Raw genomic sequence first — 18,170 nt, 5'->3', positions numbered from 1 at the left:
AAAAAAAGATTGACATATAGAAATAATAGTGTAAAATAAAAGCAATCAGAAGAAGTAGACTTCAGGTTTGTTTCCAGAAAACTGGCGGTTGTTGCGAGCCAGTAGCAGACGAAGTTGAAATGGGCTGATGGAAAATAAGAGAAGGTAAACAATATCCTTCCGGTTGGCACCCCTTACCGTGCGGCTCCTTGTTGGAGGAGCTTGAGATGACAAGGGCTTTTTGGCTACTCTTGTCAATGGAGGTGGCACCGCGCTAGCTATGATTAGACGCCCTCGCACAGATTTTTTCTGTGCGAGGTTTTTTGTGTTTGCGAGAGGAGTTCTATATGAAAACAAGTTTATCGGCAGATATTTTAACCCCGATTTTAGCCTATATGCGCCTAGAGGGACAGCACAAGATGATTTTGGAGTCTATTCCCAGAGACAAGGAAAATGCTCGTTTTTCCATTGTGGCTTATAACCCGGTTTATGAGATTAAATTTGAAAATGGCATCTTGACGCGGAATGGCGAAGTTATTGATGCCGACCCACTGGATTATCTACAGGAATTGACGGGTAAACATCCAGTAGTGGATGCCGGTCCCTTTAGCGGTGGCGCCATTGGTTTCCTTGGTTATGACATGATTAGCCTCTATGAAAACATTGGCGACATTCCGGTTGATCCGATTGGCACGCCAGATATGCACTTTTTCATCTATGAGTCCTATTTGGTCTTTGACCATAAAAAAGAGACCATTTCCATACATGAGGACAATATCTACAGCGGTCGAAATGAACAGGAAATGGCTAGCGCTTTGAAGCAAGTCTTGCAGTCGCTTAAGCAGGCGCATCCGGCTGAATTTGCACCGCATGACCTTCATTCCTTGTCTTTCCGCAATCATCTGGAAAAAGAAGAATTTGAGGAGATGGTGACAAAAGCCAAGGAGCTCATTCGTCAGGGGGATATGTTCCAATGTGTTCTTAGTCAGCGGTTCTCGGCACCAATTTCTGGCAAGCCACTGGATTATTACCGGAATTTGCGGGTGACCAATCCTTCAAATTACCTCTACTTTTATGATTTTGGGGACTATCAGATTATCGGAGCTAGTCCAGAAAGTTTGGTTTCTGTCAAGGATGGTCTGGTGACGACCAATCCCATTGCGGGGACACGTCCGCGTGGTCTGGATGAAGAAGCAGATAAGGCATTGGCGGCGGATTTGTTAGCTGATCAGAAAGAGGTGGCGGAGCACCGGATGTTGGTTGATTTGGGGCGAAATGATTTGGGGCGGATTGCTCAAATCGGCAGTGTTCGAGTGACCAAGTACATGGAGGTGGAGCTCTTTCGCTATGTCATGCACTTAACCAGTATTGTCAAAGGGCAGCTATTACCAGAACTCAGTCCACTGGACGCTCTCAAATCGACCTTGCCAGCAGGTACGGTATCAGGCGCACCGAAAATTCGTGCCATGCAACGGATTTACCAACTGGAAAAGGAAAAGCGCGGTGTTTATGCAGGTGCCATCGGTTATCTATCTGCCTCTGGTGATATGGATTTTGCCATTGCCATTCGGACTATGATTATCAAAAATCAGATGGCCTATGTTCAAGCCGGCGCAGGAATTGTCTACGACAGCATTCCGGGAAATGAATACCAAGAGACGGTCAACAAGGCCAAGGCCATGACTAGAATAGGAGATTTGCCATGATTCTCATTATTGATAACTACGATTCCTTTACCTATAATTTGGCCCAATATGTGGGAGCTTTTACAGAGATTAAGGTCTTGCGAAATGATGACCAGCAACTCTTTGTAGAGGCCGAAAAGGCAGATGGTCTGGTCTTTTCTCCGGGACCGGGTTGGCCAGCAGACGCGGGTAAAATGGAAGAGATGATTGCAGCCTTTGCTGGGAAGAGACCGATTTTGGGGATTTGTCTAGGTCATCAGGCTATTGCAGAGGTTTTTGGCGGTCAGCTTGGTCTGGCGCGACAGGTCATGCATGGCAAGCAGAGCCAGATGAACTTGGAGGCATCGTCGCCCTTGTTTGCAGGTTTGGAAAAGGAAGTGACCATCATGCGCTACCATTCCATTGTCGTGACGGAGATGCCAAAGGATTTTCAGGTAACGGCGCGCACGCTAGACGATGGGGAAATTATGGCCATCCAGCATGTGACTTTACCCATTTATGGTCTGCAATATCATCCAGAAAGTATCGGTACGCCAGATGGGATCAAGATGATTGAAGCGTTTGTGAAAGAGGTAATCAGATGAAAGCAATTTACGAAAAAATAGCAGCCAGACAGGATTTACAGCAGTCAGAAGTGGAAGGGGTCTTTGCTCAAATACTAGAGGGGGAATTGTCGGAAAGTCAGATTGCAGCGCTCTTGCTGGGATTTAAGACCAAGGGGGAAACGGTCGAGGAGATTGCAGGTGTGGTCAAATCGCTCAAGGCCCACGCCATTCAGCTGCCAGAGACCTTTACCGATGCCATGTGCAATTGTGGTACAGGCGGGGACCAGTCTTATAGCTTTAACGTGTCAACAACAGCAGGATTTATCCTAGCGGCGGGCGGTGTCCGTCTGGCCAAGGGAGGTAACCGTTCCGTATCCTCCAAGTCTGGTTCAGCAGACGTTCTGGAAGAATTAGGCATCAACATTGCAGCTAGTCCAGAAAATTTGGCTCGTGCCTTGTCAGAAGTCGGATTGGCCTTCGTCTTTGCCCAGTCCATGCACCCAGCCATGCGCTATATCGGTCCGGCTCGTAAGGCTTTGGGTATCCCGACCATTATGAATATTGTAGGTCCGTTGGCCAATCCGTTATCTCTGGATACCCAATTGATGGGCGTTTTCCGAAGCGATTTGCACTTGGAATTGGCTCAGGTCATGAAAAGTCTGGGCCTGCGTCGAGGTGTGATTGTGACCGGTCCTGATAATATGGACGAGGCGGCCTTGTATGGCACCAATCATTACACGCTCTTGTCCGATGGGCAGATTAGCCAAGGCAGTTTTTCCTACAAGGATTTGGGTATGCAACGCGTGGAGCCAGCAGATATTCGCGGGGGCGATGCCAAGGAAAATGCAAACATTCTCGTTTCCGTCTTGCGCAACCAAGCCAGTCCCTATCTGGAAACAACGGTGCTCAATGCTGGTTTGGGCTTTTTTGCCAATGGTAAGGTAGACAGTATCAAGGATGGCATTACCCTAGCCCGTCAATTGCTGGCGGATGGTTCAGCCCTTGCCAAATTAGAGTCACTCCGAGAGGTACAGGTATGATAAAAGCATTTTTACCAACCATTTTAGAGCAGAAAGAAAAAGAAGTGGCTAGATTTGTTTTGGAGGAAGTTCAGCCGCTTCGCCAGGCCTATTCTTTCTACGACTATGTCAAGGAGCATTCTGAGTGCCTACAGATTATTGCCGAGATCAAAAAAGCCAGCCCTAGTTTGGGCACCATTAATCTGGATGTTGATATTCTAGCTCAGGCGCGGACCTATCAAGAGGCGGGTGCGGCCATGATTTCGGTCTTGACGGATGAGGTTTTCTTCAAAGGCAAGATTGACTATCTCCGTCAGATTTCAGAGGCCGTATCTATTCCAACCTTGGCCAAGGATTTTATCATTGATGAAAAGCAGATTGTTCGTGCACGAAATGCTGGGGCTACGGTGATTTTATTGATTGTTGCGGCTTTACCGGAAAATCGTTTGCAGGAACTCTATGATTTTGCCAGCAAACTGGGATTGGAAGTCTTGGTGGAAATCCATAACCTGGTAGAATTAGAGATTGCTCATCGCATCGGTGCCAAGATTATCGGGGTGAACAACCGCAATTTGACGACTTTTGAAACGGATTTGCAAACTAGTTTGGACTTGAACAAGCATTTTCAAGACCAAGCCGTCTATGTATCTGAATCGGCTATTTTCAGTGGGGCAGATGCGGCTTTACTGGCACCTCATTTTCAAGCTATTTTGGTGGGGACTGCCCTCATGCAGGCAGAGGATGTTCAGCAGAAGGTAAAGGAGTTGGCCATTGACAAAGGTTAAAATCTGTGGCTTATCCACTGAAGAGGCTGTGCGAGCGGCTGTCGAGGGCGGTGCGGATTATCTGGGATTTGTCTTTGCCCCCAGCAGGCGGCAGGTCAGCCTAGAAAGAGCGCATCAATTGGCGACGCTCATCCCGGAAAAGATGCAAATCGTTGGTGTCTTTGTTAGTCCGACCACGACAGAATTGCAGTTGGCCATTGGTCAAGTGCCTTTGGATATTGTGCAAATTCACGGCGATTGGGATGAAAGTTATGTCCAGCAAGTCCCTGTTCCTGTTATTAGGGCCATTCAGTTGGATAAGGCTGACGATATCAGTGAGACACAGGCGACTTATCTGCTTTTCGATGCGCCTATAGCGGGCTCAGGGCAGACATTTGACTGGGAATTATTGACCGGCAAGCAATTCAGACAGCCGATTTTCATCGCAGGTGGCTTGACCGTAGACAATGTTGCCACGGCACAAGACTTGTTTTCGCCCTATGCTGTGGACGTTTCTTCTGGAGTAGAGACGGATGGACACAAGGACCCTGTCAAAATTAAAGCATTTATAGAAAGAGTGAAAAAATGACCTATCAACAACCCAATAAAGATGGCTTTTTTGGCCAATATGGCGGCCGTTTCGTGCCGGAAACCTTGATGACAGCTGTTTTGGAGCTAGAAGAAACCTACCGTTCAGCTAAGGAGGACCCTGCTTTTCAAGCGGAATTTGACCACTTGCTCCGCCAGTATGTAGGTAGAGAAAATCCCCTCTATTTCGCCAAACGTTTGACCGATTATTGTGGTGGGGCCAAGATTTACCTCAAACGAGAAGATCTCAACCACACGGGTGCCCACAAGATTAACAATTCTTTGGGGCAGGTACTCTTGGCCAAACGCATGGGCAAGAAGAAAATTATTGCTGAAACGGGTGCAGGTCAGCACGGTGTAGCAACTGCGACAGCAGCAGCCCTCTTTGATATGGAGTGTACCATTTACATGGGCGAGGAAGATGTCAAACGTCAGGCGCTCAATGTCTTTCGGATGGAGTTGCTGGGTGCTAAGGTGCATGCAGTGACCGATGGCTCGCGTGTGCTAAAAGATGCGGTCAATGCCGCTCTGCGCGCTTGGGTGGCTCAAGTTGAAGATACCCATTATGTCATGGGCTCCGTGTTGGGGCCAGCGCCCTTTCCAGAAATCGTCCGCGACTTCCAAAGCGTGATTGGACGCGAGGCCAAGCAGCAATTTTCAGATCTTTCTGGTGGACAATTGCCCGATGCCCTCTTGGCCTGTATCGGCGGTGGCTCTAATGCCATGGGGCTCTTTTACCCCTTTGTCGATGACGAGTCCGTTGCCATGTATGGCGTAGAGGCGGCTGGACTGGGTCTGGACACAGAGCATCATGCGGCGACTTTTGCAAAAGGGAAACCGGGAGTTTTACACGGCGCGCTTATGGACGTCTTACAGGATGAAAATGGGCAAATCATGGAGGCATTCTCCATTTCTGCCGGCTTGGATTACCCGGGGATTGGGCCGGAGCACAGCTATTTCAATGCTATCGAACGGGCGACCTACGTGTCTGTCACTGATGAAGAGGCCTTGGAAGGATTCCAACTCTTGTCGCGCTTGGAAGGGATTATTCCAGCCTTGGAATCTAGCCATGCCATCGCCTACCTGCCACGCTTAGCCAAGGAATTGGGACCAGACAAATCCATCATCGTCGGCCTATCAGGTCGCGGTGACAAGGACGTTGCCCAAGTCAAGGAACGCTTAGCTGCCCAAAGAAAGGACCAAGAACAATGACAAAAATACTAGAAAAACACTTGCGGAAAATTAAGGAAAATGGCAAGGGCATTTTCCTTCCCTACATCATGGCCGGTGACCATGAAAAGGGTTTAGATGGACTATTTGAAACCATTGATTTTCTAGAGCAGGCAGGCGTTTCAGCTATTGAAATCGGTGTTCCTTTCTCGGACCCTGTTGCGGACGGTCCTGTGATTGAGGAGGCGGGGCAACGCAGTTTGGCCAAGGGTGTCCATCTGTCGGACATTATCAAGCAGTTGCAAGGGCAAGCCAGTCAGGTGCCACTCATCATGATGACTTATTTTAATCCTGTCTTTCAATATGGCTTGGACCAGTTTTTCCGCGATTTGGAGACGACTTCTGTCAAAGGCTTGATTATTCCTGACCTACCTTACGAACATGAGGATATCCTGCGTCCCTATCTGGAAAAGAGTGATTTCTGCCTCATTCGCTTGGTTAGTTTGACAACAGGGACTGACCGGCAGCAAGAATTGGTGCAGGATGCGGAAGGGTTTGTTTACGCCGTTGCCATCAATGGCGTGACCGGCAAGAGCAACCAGTACCGTGAGGACTTGGATGGTCACCTGAAACGCTTAAGGGCTTTGTCTCCTGTCCCAGTATTAACAGGATTTGGCGTTTCCAGCCAAGAGGATATTCTCCGATTTAACCGCGTATCGGACGGCGTGATTATGGGCTCGAAAATCGTCAAAGGTCTGCATGAAGGCGAAATAGAAGAAATTCGTCAACTCGTGGCATTTGGCAGTCGAGTGGAGAAATAGAATGAAGTCTGGAATAATCAAGGACTCATGTCGTTGACCAATAATATGCTCAGAAAGGATGCGACCTAGTTGGTCCTTTTTTGATGGGATGCGGAAATGATCGTTCCTCTTGTTATTCGCTTTTTTGGCGAAAAAATGCTATAATTATCTGATTATATTTTTTGGAGAAATTAGTGAGTTTAGAGAATTACATGCCAGATTTTGCCTTGGAAAAGGCTTATGATGTGACGGTGGACAGTTTGAAAAAGCATGGGATTAAGGTGGTGTTTGTCGATTTAGATAATACCTTAATTGCTTGGAATAATCCTGACGGAACGCCTGAGATGCGCCAGTGGTTGCATGATTTGCGGGACGCAGGTATTCCGGTTGTCGTCGTTTCCAATAATAAATATGAGCGGGTCAAGCGCGCGGTCGAGAAATTCGAGATTGACTTTGAATCTTATGCGCTCAAGCCCTTCACTATCGGCATTAACCGCGCTCTCAAACGCTTTGATGTCAAGCCTAGCGAGGTCATTATGATTGGTGACCAGCTGATGACAGATATTCGGGCGGCCAAGCGGGCAGGACTCAAGTCGGCACTGGTCAAACCGCTGATTAAGACAGATTCGATTAACACACAGATTAACCGTTGGCGTGAGCGACGGACTATGAAGAAAATCATCGCCAAATATGGAGCAATAGACTACAAGAGGGAGATGTAAGTGGAAGAATTATTTTGTATTGGTTGTGGTGTTCAAATTCAGACGACAGATAAAGAAGTTGCAGGATTTACTCCTCAATCAGCCTTAGAAAAAGGTTTAGAAACTGGTCAATTATACTGCCAACGTTGTTTCCGTTTGCGTCATTACAATGAAATCTCTGATGTCAATATTTCCGATGATGATTTCTTGAAACTTCTCCATAGTGTGGGAGAAAGTGATGCCTTGGTGGTCAATGTCATTGATATTTTTGATTTTAATGGTTCAATCATTCCTGGTTTGCCTCGCTTTATTTCAGGAAATGATGTGCTTTTGGTCGGCAACAAGCAGGATATTTTACCCAAGTCTGTAAAGACAGGCAAGGTCACTCAGTGGTTGACCGAGCGGGCACATGAAATCGGTATGCGACCAGTTGATGTGGTCTTGACTTCAGCCCAAAACAATCAGGCTATCAAGGATTTGATTGAAAAGATTGAACAATATCGCAAAGGTCGGGATGTCTATGTAGTCGGCGTGACCAATGTCGGCAAATCAACCTTGATCAATGCTATTATCCAAGAAATCACAGGGGACAAGGATGTTATCACAACTTCACGATTCCCAGGGACAACTTTAGATAAGATTGAGATTCCTCTGGATGATGGTTCTTTCATTTACGATACGCCAGGAATTATTCACCGTCATCAGATGGCACATTACCTGACGGCTAAAAATCTCAAATATATCAGCCCTCGGAAGGAAATCAAGCCAAAGACCTACCAGCTCAATCCAGAACAAACCTTGTTCTTGGCAGGTCTTGGACGATTTGACTTTGTGTCTGGCGAACGACAAGGTTTCACAGCGTTTTTTGACAATGAACTTCAACTCCATCGGACCAAGTTACAGGGTGCTAGTGATTTTTACCAGAAACATGCGGGAACTTTGTTAGTTCCGCCAACCAGTAAGGAACTAAAAGAGTTTCCAGAGTTGGTCCGCCATGAATTTACCATCACCGAGAAGACGGATGTGGTCTTCTCAGGACTTGGTTGGATTCGTGTCAACGAAAAAGCCAAGATTGCTGCCTGGGCGCCTAAGGGTGTGGATGTGGTCATCCGCAAGGCCATTATTTAATGAAGTCTAAAATGGAGTCACTTATGAAAAAAGTAGTTGGTATGCTGGCCATTGTTGGTTTGTGTGTTCTGGCCTATTGGTTTTGGCCAGGGGAAGAACCAAATCTTCCAAAACCCAGTGAGGTCCGGGAAATTCGTTTGGTCCAAGGTCAAGAAGTAGTCCAAATCGACCAGTCAGAAGAGATAGCGGTCTTTTTGGCAGAACTAGGAAATGCAAAAAAGACCCATCAAGATAGTGTTCACGACGCACCGTTGGTTTCACCCCATGTGCGGATTGCTTTTGTCATGGCAGAAGGTGAAACCACAGCATTTGCCTATGAGGGAATACTTAACAGCTATCTGGAGTTTCCCTACACTGGTATCTACAAGCTGAAAGAGTCTCCTCAAGTGATTCAGAAAATGTTAGCAGACTAGATCTGCTTAGTTTAGTAAAGAAAAGAGAAATTATGTCATTAACTTCAAAACAACGTGCCTATTTGAACAGTCAGGCACACAGTCTCAAACCCATTATTCAGATTGGGAAAAATGGTCTCAATGACCAGATTAAAACCAGCGTTCGTCAGGCGCTAGATGCGCGTGAATTGATCAAGGTAACCTTGCTACAAAATACGGATGAAAACATCCACGAGGTAGCTGAAATCTTGGAAGAAGAAATCGGTGTGGATACGGTCCAAAAAATCGGCCGCATCTTGATTTTATTCAAACAATCTAGCAAGAAAGAGAATCGTAAAATTTCCAAACAGGTCAAAGAAATCTAAGAAGGAGAGCCTATGGCTATTGAACTCTTAACACCCTTTACCAAGGTTGAATTAGAGGTTGAGAAGAAAGAAACCAATCGCAAACAAGTGGGAATTCTGGGTGGGAATTTCAACCCTGTCCACAATGCTCATTTGATTGTGGCAGACCAGGTCCGTCAACAGTTGAAGCTGGATGAAGTCTTGCTTATGCCAGAATTCATTCCGCCTCATGTGGATAAAAAAGAAACCATTGACGAATACCATCGTTATTCTATGCTTCAAATGGCTATTGCCGGTATTGAGGGATTAGGCATTGAAACCATTGAACTGGAGCGACGTGGTGTCAGCTATACCTACGACACCATGAAATTGCTGAAGGAAAAAAATCCTGATACGGATTATTACTTCATCATCGGTGCGGATATGGTAGACTACCTGCCAAAATGGCACAGGATTGATGAATTGGTCCAGATGGTGCAGTTTGTTGGTGTCCAGCGTCCTCGTTACAAGGCAGGGACGTCCTATCCGGTTATCTGGGTAGATGTGCCCTTGATGGACATTTCCTCCAGCATGGTGCGGAGTTTTATCAAGCAAGGACGGGTGCCGAATTTTATGGTGCCTCATGAAGTTCTGGACTACATTGAAGAAAAAGGACTATATCAATGATTGCAGCAGATTTGACCTTTGACCGTCAGGCTCTTTTGGAAAAAATTCGTGTAGCCATGAAGCCAGCGCGCTTCCAACATGTCTTGGGTGTGGAAGAGGCGGCGCTTGCCTTGGCAGACCAATACGGCTGTGATCCTAAAAAAGCCAGTCTGGCTGCGCTCTTGCATGACTATGCCAAGGAAGTGGAAGACCCAGTTTTTTTGGACTTGATTGCCAAGTATTATTTGGACAAGGATCTGCTCAACTGGGATAATAACATCTGGCACGGTGTGGTTGGCGCCTATAAAATTGCAGAAGATTTTGGCTTGAAAGATGAGGAAATTTTTCAAGCCATTCAACGACACACCATTGGGGCGAGGCAGATGACCTTGCTGGACAAGGTACTCTATGTGGCGGACTACATCGAACCCAATCGGGATTTCCCCGGGGTGGACGAGGCGCGTCGTATCGCAAAAGAGTCCTTGGACAAGGCAGTAGCCTATGAAACTGCCCAAACCATTACTTACTTAGCCAAGAAGGGAATTCCCATTTATCCACAAACCTTGGAAACCTATAATAGCTATGTTGCGTATTTGAAGGAGTAGGGATGATTGTATTAAAACCTGTGGATGAAAGCTCCTATCAAGCAGTATTAGACTTGACAGTAGGTGAGGCAAATAAGGACTTCGTGGCTCCAAACGTGCGTTCCTTGGCGGATGCCTGGTTATATAGAGAGAACGGGGATGTTTTCCCCTATGCCATCTGGGCAGATGAGCAGGTTGTTGGTTTTTCCTTGATTGATATTGATGAGGACATCCAGCAGTATATGCTCTGGCGGTTTATGATTGGTCAAGAATTTCAGGGGAAGGGCTATGGTCAGGCTGCTTTGGAGGTCGTAATAGCAATGGCTCAATCACATCCTGTCTGCGACCATTTGATTGTAGCATATGTTAAGGGCAATCAGAAGATGGCTCATCTCTTGGAGAAAAATGGTTTTGTCTTGGATCTTGAAGAAGAAAGGGAATTGGTCTTCCGTTTGGAAACGCCTGGTGTTAAGCTATGAAATCTGCATTGTTAGTCATTGACATTCAGAATATGCTAGTAGCGGAGCAACCCTATGCAATTGAAGAACGACTGGCTCTTTGGCAAGATAGCCTTACTCAAGCTCGTCAAGCGGGGCTAGAAGTCATCCATGTCCGCCATCATGACCAGGAATTTGCCACAGGCAGTCATGGTTGGGGCGTCCATCCAGCAGTAGCTCCTTTGGTTGGCGAGAAGATTATTGATAAGAGCTACAGTTCTGCCTTCAAGGATACGAACTTGCAAGCCTATCTTGATGAGCAAGGGATTGAGCGATTGGTTGTCATGGGCATGTCAACTAATTTCTGTATTGATACAACTATCAAGGTGGCCTTTGAATTGGGCTACACCGTGGCGGTCATCAAAGATGGAACTACTACTCCCTATACAGCAGATCTTCCAGCAAAGGAACTGATTGGTCAATATGAAACTATCTGGTCCTGGAGTTTTGCCCAGGTAGATAGATTAGAAAATATAATTAGAGGATAAGATGAAAGAACTAGATTTAGTAAAAGTTGTGGTTCAGGCTGCTGATGACAAGCGAGCTGAGGACCTTGTTGTAATTGATGTTCAAGGCGTGACCAGCCTGACAGACTACTTTGTGATTGCCAGTTCTATGAACAATCGGCAGTTGGAGGCTATTGCGGAAAACATTCGTGAAAAGGTAGCGGAAGTAGGAATCAAGGGTAGCCGTGTAGAAGGTGATAGTAACGGTGGCTGGGTCCTTTTGGACCTTGGAGGCGTTGTCGTTCATATCTTCTCAGAAGAAATGCGTGACCTCTACAACCTCGAAAAATTATGGCACGAAGGCAACTTCTTGGAAGTCGCAGACTTTTTAGATGAGTAGTAGTGGAAGCGGGAGAGAACTCGACTAGTCAAAAAGAGTTTGTTAACAACTCAAAACTATGACTTCTTGAACACAGCATGAGTTAATGAAGCAGTCGATTGGCTGCTTTTTATGAAAGGAAAAATATGGCAACTTATGAAACCTTTGCGGCGGTTTATGATGAAATCATGGATGACAGCTTGTATGATAAATGGACAGATTTTAGCTTGCGGAACTTGCCACAAGACACCAAAACTATCTTAGAATTAGCTTGTGGAACGGGCATTCAGGCTGTACGTTTTGCTCAAAAGGGTTATGAGGTGACAGGGCTTGACCTGTCCTATGAAATGTTGGAATTGGCCAAGAAAAAAGCAGAAGCTGCTGGCGTCATGATGGAGTTAGCCCAGGCAGATATGATGGCTCTGGAAGGTGTTGGAGATTTTGATGCTGTGACTTGTTACTCAGATAGTCTGTGCTACATGTCGGACCAAGAAGCTGTTTTGCGGGTCTTTGAAGGCGTTCACTCTGTTCTCAATCCAGGTGGTACCTTCCTTTTTGACGTTCACTCCATCTATCAAATGGAGGAAGTATTTGCAGGATATAGCTATCATGAAAACTACGAGGATTTTGCCTTTGTCTGGGACACCTATGAGGGAGAGCATGAGCATTCCATCGTTCATGAATTGACCTTCTTTGTCAAAGATGAGGACAGTCAAGAGGAGAGGTTTATTCGTCGGGATGAAGTTCACGAAGAGCGGACCTATCCGATTGAAACCTATGTGGAATGTTTGAAACAAGCTGGTTTCAAGTCTGTGGAAGTTTTTGCGGATTTTGAAGACGAAGCTCCAACAGAAACAAGCCAGCGGTGGTTTTTCAAGGCGGTCAAGGCATGATTTCAGGGATAATAGCAGAATACAATCCATTTCACACGGGACATAAATACCTGTTGGAACAGGCGGAAGGCTTGAAAATTGTGGTTATGTCTGGCAATTTTATGCAACGGGGCGAGCCAGCTATTGTGGATAAGTGGACACGGGCTCAGATGGCTTTGGAACACGGGGCAGATCTTGTTGTTGAGATGCCCTTTTTAGTGTCCGTCCAGTCAGCTGATCATTTCGCCAAGGGAGCAATTAGCATTTTACACAGACTAGGTGTGGAAAAACTGATTTTCGGTACAGAAGAAATGCTGGGTTACCAGAAAATTGCGGATATCTATGTGGATAAGTCGGAAGAAATGGAAAATTTTGTGAAAAACTTGCCAGACAATCTCTCTTATCCACAGAAGACCCAGGCCATGTGGCAGGAGTTTGCTGGCCTTACCTTCACAGGTGATACGCCCAACCATATTCTGGGCTTGGCTTATGCTAAGGCGGTGGCTGGGACAGGCATTCAGCTCAGCCCTGTTCAACGGCAGGGAGCTGGTTTTCACTCGGAAGAGGTGGAAACGACCTACGCCTCGGCGACGGCTATCCGAAAGGGGGCTGACCAGTTGGACTTGGTGCGTGACTTTTTACCGTCTGCCAGTCTCTTTGAAGAGGCGACCAAGGTAAGCTGGAGAAACTATTTTCCTCTGCTCCGCTACCAGATTGCGACCCGCCCAGATCTCAGTCAGGTCTTTCAGGTCAACGAAGAACTAGCCAGTCGTATCCGCTCTGCTATTGGGAGCGCAGCGACCGTGGAGGAGTTGGTGGATGCCGTTGCGACCAAGCGCTACACCAAGGCGCGGGTGCGGCGGGTGCTGACCTACATATTGGTCAATGCGGTGGAAACTCCCTTGCCAGAGGCGGTCCATGTATTGGGATTTTCAGCTCGAGGCCAAGCCTATCTCAAGATCGTCAAGGAGCGGGTGGACCTGGTGACGCGGATCGGCAAAGAGCCCTGGGACAGCCTGAGCCAGCAGGCGGATGCGGTCTATCAACTGGGCGCTGACGCAATGGCAGAGCAGACCTATGGGCGTGTGCCGGTGAGGGTGGAGTGAGATGAGGGAAAAATTATTTTGTATTCTAGAAAATGATAACGATAGTTTATTGTCACGTTGCTATAACTTAATAATGTTATTTGCAATAGTGGTTAGTTTGATTCCTTTGATGTCTAAGCATACGAATTCTTTTCATTTGTTAATGGATTATATTTCGACTGCTATTTTTTGATTGGATTATCTTTTTAGAATACTAACAGCTGATTTCAAATTGCAAAAAGGAAAACTATCATTTCTGTTCTACCCATTTAGCCTATTAGCCATAGTGGATTTATTGTCCATTTTACCGACTTTTTTATACTTTAATAACAGTCTTCGATTATTGAAAATTGTACGAATGGGGCGAGTACTTCGAGTTTTCAAAGTTATCCGCTATTCAAAAAACATTCAGATTTTGACGAACGTTTTGCAAAATCAAAAAGAGTTATTATTGCTAGTAGCAAGCCTGGCTGTTGGTTATATTTTCTTTACTGCTTTGTTGATATTTTCTGTTGAACCAGATACATTTGAAACATTTTTTGATGCGATTTACTGGGCAACAATTTCATTGACGACAGTTGGGTATGGTGACATATTTGCTACTTCAATAATGGGGAAGGTGGTAACAATGGTATCTTCCATTGTAGGAATTGCAATTGTTGCCCTTCCTGCAGGGATTATTACCGCTGGTTATATGAATGAAATTACTAAAAAAGACTAGAAATTTTGTATTTCCCCTTGACCCTCACCTTACGTTATCCCTTATACTGATCATAGAGAGGAGGTTTCCATGTCAGAAAAATGGACAGTTAAGCAGGTCAGTCAGTTGACAGGATTGACGGTGAGGACCTTGCACCACTATGACCAGATTGATTTGCTCAAACCAGCATTTGTGGCTGAAAATGGTTATCGCTACTATAATCAGGAGAATTTGGCTCGTCTGCAAGAAATTTTATTATTTCGTGAGTTGGAATTTCCTCTCAAAGACATTCAGCAACTTCTGGATGTGACGGAAGTCAATCGTCAGCAGGTCTTGCGGGACCATATCACCCTTTTAGAACTCAAAAGGGAACGTCTGGACCGCATCATCAATCACGCCAGATTGCTCACAGAAAAAGGAGGAGAAATAATGGATTTTCATGCATTTGACAGCAGTCAACTAAAAGCTTATAAGTCGGAGGCCAAGGAACGGTGGGGGAATACTTCGGCCTATGCCGAGTTTGAAGAAGGCTATGATGCCAGCAAGGACAAAGTATTTGCCCAAGAGATGGAGGCGATTTTTGAAGCTTTTGGAAAAATGCAGAGCTTGGAAGTTAGTCATCCTGATGTGCAGGCTCAGGTAGCGAACTTGCAGTCTTATATCACAGAAAACTTCTACACCTGCACCAAGGAAATCTTGCAGGGGCTAGGTCTTATGTACGTTGAAGATGAGCGATTTTCAGCCAACATTGACCGAGCAGGTGGACCAGGCACAGCAGCCTTTGTCAGTCAGGCAATTGCAGTCTACTGTCAAGAATAAGCGAAAGAAGTCTAGTGAAAACTAGGCTTTTTTTGGTATACTAGATGAAGCTAGAGTATAAGGAGACACCCCATGATTCAACCTATTATGAAAGATATTTTCTTCCTGCAGCAGAAGTCTGAACCGGCGACTCAGCTAGATGTGCAGGTAGGTCAAGACTTACAGGATACTTTGGTAGCCAACGCTCACGCCTGCGTGGGTATGGCGGCCAACATGATTGGCGCCAAAAAGCGGATTATCATCGTCAACATGGGCTTCACAAATCTGGTCATGTACAATCCCGTCCTCATCAGCAAGGCCAAGCCCTATCAGACAGAGGAAGGCTGCCTGTCGCTAGTAGGTACTCGCCTGACCACTCGCTATCAGGAAATTGAAGTAGAGTTTTTTGATGCTTATTGGAAAAAGCGGAGCCTGAAACTGACTGACTTCCAAGCCCAGATTGTTCAGCATGAACTAGATCATTTGGAAGGGATTATCATCTAGTAGCTACCAAATCTACCGTCAGGTAGATTTTTTTATCAAAAAGTCAAAAAAGGTCAAACAAAACTATTGACTTTTACTGACCAATGGTGTAGAATAAGATTCGTAAGGTAAAGGACCTTACGAATTCTTTGGACAAAAGGTCAGTTTAGGTCAAACGAGAACGGTTTGACTTACTCTTGAACCTATTGGTCAGTAAAAGGCAAACTTCTGAGGAGGTTAAAATGAAGGACAGGATTATACCCTACTAGAAATTTTTTTAAAATAAAGGTCAGTAAAAGTCAAAAGAAATAGAATTTATAAACGAGGTAGAACTATGAACAACAATTTCAATAACTTTAACAATATGGACGATATTTTCAATCAACTCATGGGCAACATGGGTGGCTACAGCACAGAACGTCGCCGTTATTCTATCAATGGGCGTGAAGTGACACCAGAAGAATTCGCTATATACCGTCAAACTGGTCGCCTGCCACAGACAGAAGAAGTGGCTCAAACACAGGAAAAAGGTCAGATAAAGTCAGATGGAATACTAGCAAAACTGGGTCGCAATTTGACCCAAGATGCGCGTGAAGGTAAGTTGGATCCAGTCATTGGACGAAACAAGGAAATCCAAGAAACCTCTGAAATCCTAGCTCGTCGGACTAAGAATAATCCTGTTCTGGTCGGTGATGCAGGTGTTGGTAAAACAGCGGTAGTGGAAGGTTTGGCTCAAGCTATTGTCAATGGTGATGTGCCAGCGGCCATTAAGAACAAGGAAATCATCTCCATCGACATTTCAGGATTGGAAGCTGGGACTCAGTATCGTGGAGCTTTTGAGGAAAATGTGCAAAACCTAGTTGATGAAGTCAAAAAAGCTGGAAATATCATCCTCTTCTTTGATGAAATTCATCAGATTTTGGGAGCTGGTAGCACTGGTGGAGACTCAGGTTCTAAGGGCTTAGCAGATATTCTCAAACCAGCTTTATCCCGTGGGGAATTGACGGTTATCGGTGCCACTACGCAGGACGAATACCGCAATACCATTCACAAGAACGCTGCTCTGGCTCGTCGTTTCAATGAAGTCAAGGTTAATGCTCCGTCCGCAGAAGACACCTACCAGATTTTGAAAGGGATTAAGCCGCTTTATGAAGCTCACCACAATATCGCCTTGCCTGACGAAGTCTTACGAGCTGCGGTTGATTATTCTGTCCAATATATTCCACAACGTAGCTTGCCTGATAAGGCCATTGACCTAGTCGATGTGACCGCTGCTCACTTGGCTGCACAACATCCTGTGACAGATATTCAGACCCTGGAAGCAGAAATGGCTGAGGCAAAACAGTTACAGTTGGAAGCTGCTGAGAAAGAGGATTATGAAAAAGCCTTGAATGAAAAGGTCCGTATTGATAAGCTACAAAAACAGATTGAAAATCATACGGAGCAACAGAAAGTAGTGGCGACCGTCAATGATGTGGCTCAGGCGGTTGAACGAATGACAGGCATCCCAGTCTCACAAATGGGGGCTTCAGATATTGAGCGTCTAAAAGGACTCAAAAATCGTTTAGCTACAAACGTTATTGGTCAAGACGATGCGGTGGAAGCTGTATCTCGTGCGATTCGTCGTAATCGTGCTGGCTTTGACGATGGCAATCGCCCAATTGGTTCCTTCCTTTTTGTCGGACCAACTGGTGTCGGCAAGACCGAGTTGGCCAAACAGCTGGCACTAGACTTGTTTGGTAACAAGGATGCCATTATTCGTTTGGATATGTCCGAGTACAGCGACCGCACAGCTGTTTCCAAATTAATCGGTACCACAGCTGGTTACGTTGGTTATGATGACAATTCCCATACTCTTACCGAGCGCGTCCGCCGCAATCCTTACTCCATTGTTCTCTTGGATGAGATTGAAAAAGCAGATCCACAAGTAATTACCCTCCTCTTGCAAGTGCTGGATGATGGGCATTTGACTGATGGACAGGGAAACCAAGTCAACTTTAAAAATACTATTATCATCGCTACCTCTAATGCAGGTTTTGGTTACGGTATGGAAGAAGGTCAAGAAGAAGAGCCAGACATCATGGACCGCATTGCACCATTCTTTCGTCCGGAGTTCCTCAACCGTTTCAATGCAGTTATAGAATTTAAACATCTGGACAAGGAAAATCTAAAAGCTATTGTTGATTTGATGTTAGCCCAGGTCAATAAGACCCTAGCTAAAAAAGGTATTCACTTAGAAGTGACTGAGGCAGCAAAAGAGTTGTTGATGGAAGCAGGCTATGACAAGGCCATGGGTGCTCGACCACTCCGCCGTGTCATCGAAAATCAAATCCGTGATCAAGTAACGGACTATTATTTGGACCATATTGATGCCAAAGAATTGGTCGCAGATCTGATCGACCAGAAAATCCAAATCAGCGAGCAAAGGTTTGCCTAAAATATGTCAAAATTGAGAGAAAGTTGGAGAAAAAACTCTGACTTTCTTTTTATTTTCTGTCTTGGAAAATCTGATAAAATCGGCTTTTTTGATAAAATCTCAATTTTTTTCGGAAAATCCTTGACAGAT

Annotated in this window: 21 protein-coding genes and 1 pseudogene; all 22 read left to right on the top strand. The window is 45.6% G+C overall.

The features are described from left to right. Positions 1 to 326: 326 nt before the first annotated feature. A complete protein-coding gene (trpE, locus tag AB1F57_RS11095; RefSeq protein WP_367985749.1) occupies positions 327 to 1,685 on the top strand; it encodes an anthranilate synthase component I in 1,359 nt (452 codons plus the stop codon). After that, positions 1,682 to 2,248 (top strand): aminodeoxychorismate/anthranilate synthase component II, encoded by a 567-nt coding sequence (locus tag AB1F57_RS11090; protein WP_105137291.1) that lies wholly within the window; start codon positions 1,682 to 1,684, stop codon positions 2,246 to 2,248. Before trpE ends, AB1F57_RS11090 begins: the two co-directional genes overlap by 4 nt. Then, positions 2,245 to 3,249 (top strand): anthranilate phosphoribosyltransferase, encoded by a 1,005-nt coding sequence (gene trpD / locus AB1F57_RS11085; protein ID WP_167785718.1) that lies wholly within the window; start codon positions 2,245 to 2,247, stop codon positions 3,247 to 3,249. The genes AB1F57_RS11090 and trpD overlap by 4 nt, the downstream gene beginning before the upstream one ends. Beyond that, complete coding sequence (trpC, locus tag AB1F57_RS11080; protein ID WP_367985748.1) at positions 3,246 to 4,013, top strand: indole-3-glycerol phosphate synthase TrpC; 768 nt, start codon at positions 3,246 to 3,248, stop codon at positions 4,011 to 4,013. Before trpD ends, trpC begins: the two co-directional genes overlap by 4 nt. Continuing rightward, a complete protein-coding gene (locus tag AB1F57_RS11075; protein ID WP_167785720.1) occupies positions 4,000 to 4,581 on the top strand; it encodes a phosphoribosylanthranilate isomerase in 582 nt (193 codons plus the stop codon). The genes trpC and AB1F57_RS11075 overlap by 14 nt, the downstream gene beginning before the upstream one ends. Beyond that, the gene (trpB, locus tag AB1F57_RS11070) at positions 4,578 to 5,792 is read left to right on the top strand and encodes a tryptophan synthase subunit beta (protein ID WP_167785721.1); all 1,215 of its coding nucleotides are present in this window, start codon (positions 4,578 to 4,580) and stop codon (positions 5,790 to 5,792) included. Before AB1F57_RS11075 ends, trpB begins: the two co-directional genes overlap by 4 nt. Beyond that, a complete protein-coding gene (gene trpA, locus AB1F57_RS11065; protein WP_167785722.1) occupies positions 5,789 to 6,571 on the top strand; it encodes a tryptophan synthase subunit alpha in 783 nt (260 codons plus the stop codon). Before trpB ends, trpA begins: the two co-directional genes overlap by 4 nt. 173 nt (positions 6,572 to 6,744) lie before the next feature. Then, on the top strand, positions 6,745 to 7,272 hold the full coding sequence (locus AB1F57_RS11060) for a YqeG family HAD IIIA-type phosphatase (RefSeq protein ID WP_105137297.1): 528 nt from the start codon (positions 6,745 to 6,747) through the stop codon (positions 7,270 to 7,272). Then, a complete protein-coding gene (yqeH, locus tag AB1F57_RS11055; protein ID WP_367985747.1) occupies positions 7,273 to 8,379 on the top strand; it encodes a ribosome biogenesis GTPase YqeH in 1,107 nt (368 codons plus the stop codon). It begins immediately after the preceding gene. 23 nt (positions 8,380 to 8,402) lie between these two features. Then, positions 8,403 to 8,792 (top strand): DUF5301 domain-containing protein, encoded by a 390-nt coding sequence (locus AB1F57_RS11050; RefSeq protein ID WP_167785725.1) that lies wholly within the window; start codon positions 8,403 to 8,405, stop codon positions 8,790 to 8,792. A 32-nt stretch (positions 8,793 to 8,824) separates the two neighbouring features. Next, the gene (gene yhbY, locus AB1F57_RS11045; protein WP_105110332.1) at positions 8,825 to 9,136 is read left to right on the top strand and encodes a ribosome assembly RNA-binding protein YhbY; all 312 of its coding nucleotides are present in this window, start codon (positions 8,825 to 8,827) and stop codon (positions 9,134 to 9,136) included. A gap of 12 nt (positions 9,137 to 9,148) precedes the next feature. Further along, a complete protein-coding gene (locus AB1F57_RS11040) occupies positions 9,149 to 9,781 on the top strand; it encodes a nicotinate-nucleotide adenylyltransferase (RefSeq protein WP_167785726.1) in 633 nt (210 codons plus the stop codon). Further along, complete coding sequence (gene yqeK, locus AB1F57_RS11035; protein WP_167785727.1) at positions 9,778 to 10,365, top strand: bis(5'-nucleosyl)-tetraphosphatase (symmetrical) YqeK; 588 nt, start codon at positions 9,778 to 9,780, stop codon at positions 10,363 to 10,365. The genes AB1F57_RS11040 and yqeK overlap by 4 nt, the downstream gene beginning before the upstream one ends. 2 nt (positions 10,366 to 10,367) lie before the next feature. Next, entirely contained in the window at positions 10,368 to 10,823 is a 456-nt protein-coding gene (locus tag AB1F57_RS11030; protein ID WP_367985746.1) for a GNAT family N-acetyltransferase, read from the top strand. Continuing rightward, positions 10,820 to 11,329 (top strand): cysteine hydrolase family protein, encoded by a 510-nt coding sequence (locus tag AB1F57_RS11025; protein WP_167785729.1) that lies wholly within the window; start codon positions 10,820 to 10,822, stop codon positions 11,327 to 11,329. The genes AB1F57_RS11030 and AB1F57_RS11025 overlap by 4 nt, the downstream gene beginning before the upstream one ends. 1 nt (position 11,330) lies before the next feature. Next, the gene (gene rsfS / locus AB1F57_RS11020) at positions 11,331 to 11,687 is read left to right on the top strand and encodes a ribosome silencing factor (protein ID WP_167785730.1); all 357 of its coding nucleotides are present in this window, start codon (positions 11,331 to 11,333) and stop codon (positions 11,685 to 11,687) included. A gap of 125 nt (positions 11,688 to 11,812) precedes the next feature. Next, positions 11,813 to 12,559 carry a class I SAM-dependent methyltransferase gene (locus AB1F57_RS11015; protein WP_367985745.1) on the top strand — a complete coding sequence of 249 codons (747 nt, stop codon included), beginning with the start codon at positions 11,813 to 11,815 and terminating at the stop codon, positions 12,557 to 12,559. Further along, positions 12,556 to 13,644: a nucleotidyltransferase gene (locus AB1F57_RS11010; RefSeq protein WP_167785792.1), complete on the top strand. Its 1,089-nt coding sequence runs from the start codon at positions 12,556 to 12,558 to the stop codon at positions 13,642 to 13,644. Before AB1F57_RS11015 ends, AB1F57_RS11010 begins: the two co-directional genes overlap by 4 nt. Before the next feature lies 1 nt (position 13,645). Continuing rightward, a pseudogene (locus AB1F57_RS11005) lies at positions 13,646 to 14,344 on the top strand (ion transporter). 69 nt (positions 14,345 to 14,413) lie between these two features. Continuing rightward, the gene (locus AB1F57_RS11000; RefSeq protein WP_167785732.1) at positions 14,414 to 15,142 is read left to right on the top strand and encodes a MerR family transcriptional regulator; all 729 of its coding nucleotides are present in this window, start codon (positions 14,414 to 14,416) and stop codon (positions 15,140 to 15,142) included. A gap of 72 nt (positions 15,143 to 15,214) precedes the next feature. Continuing rightward, positions 15,215 to 15,625 carry a peptide deformylase gene (locus AB1F57_RS10995; protein WP_167785733.1) on the top strand — a complete coding sequence of 137 codons (411 nt, stop codon included), beginning with the start codon at positions 15,215 to 15,217 and terminating at the stop codon, positions 15,623 to 15,625. 313 nt (positions 15,626 to 15,938) lie between these two features. Further along, on the top strand, positions 15,939 to 18,041 hold the full coding sequence (locus tag AB1F57_RS10990) for an ATP-dependent Clp protease ATP-binding subunit (protein ID WP_167785734.1): 2,103 nt from the start codon (positions 15,939 to 15,941) through the stop codon (positions 18,039 to 18,041). Positions 18,042 to 18,170: the final 129 nt, after the last annotated feature.

The organism is Streptococcus nasisuis (assembly GCF_040836615.1).
Lineage (GTDB): Bacteria > Bacillota > Bacilli > Lactobacillales > Streptococcaceae > Streptococcus > Streptococcus suis_V.
Note: the sequence above shows the minus strand (reverse complement) of the source record. Positions and strands in the feature narration are given on the sequence as shown.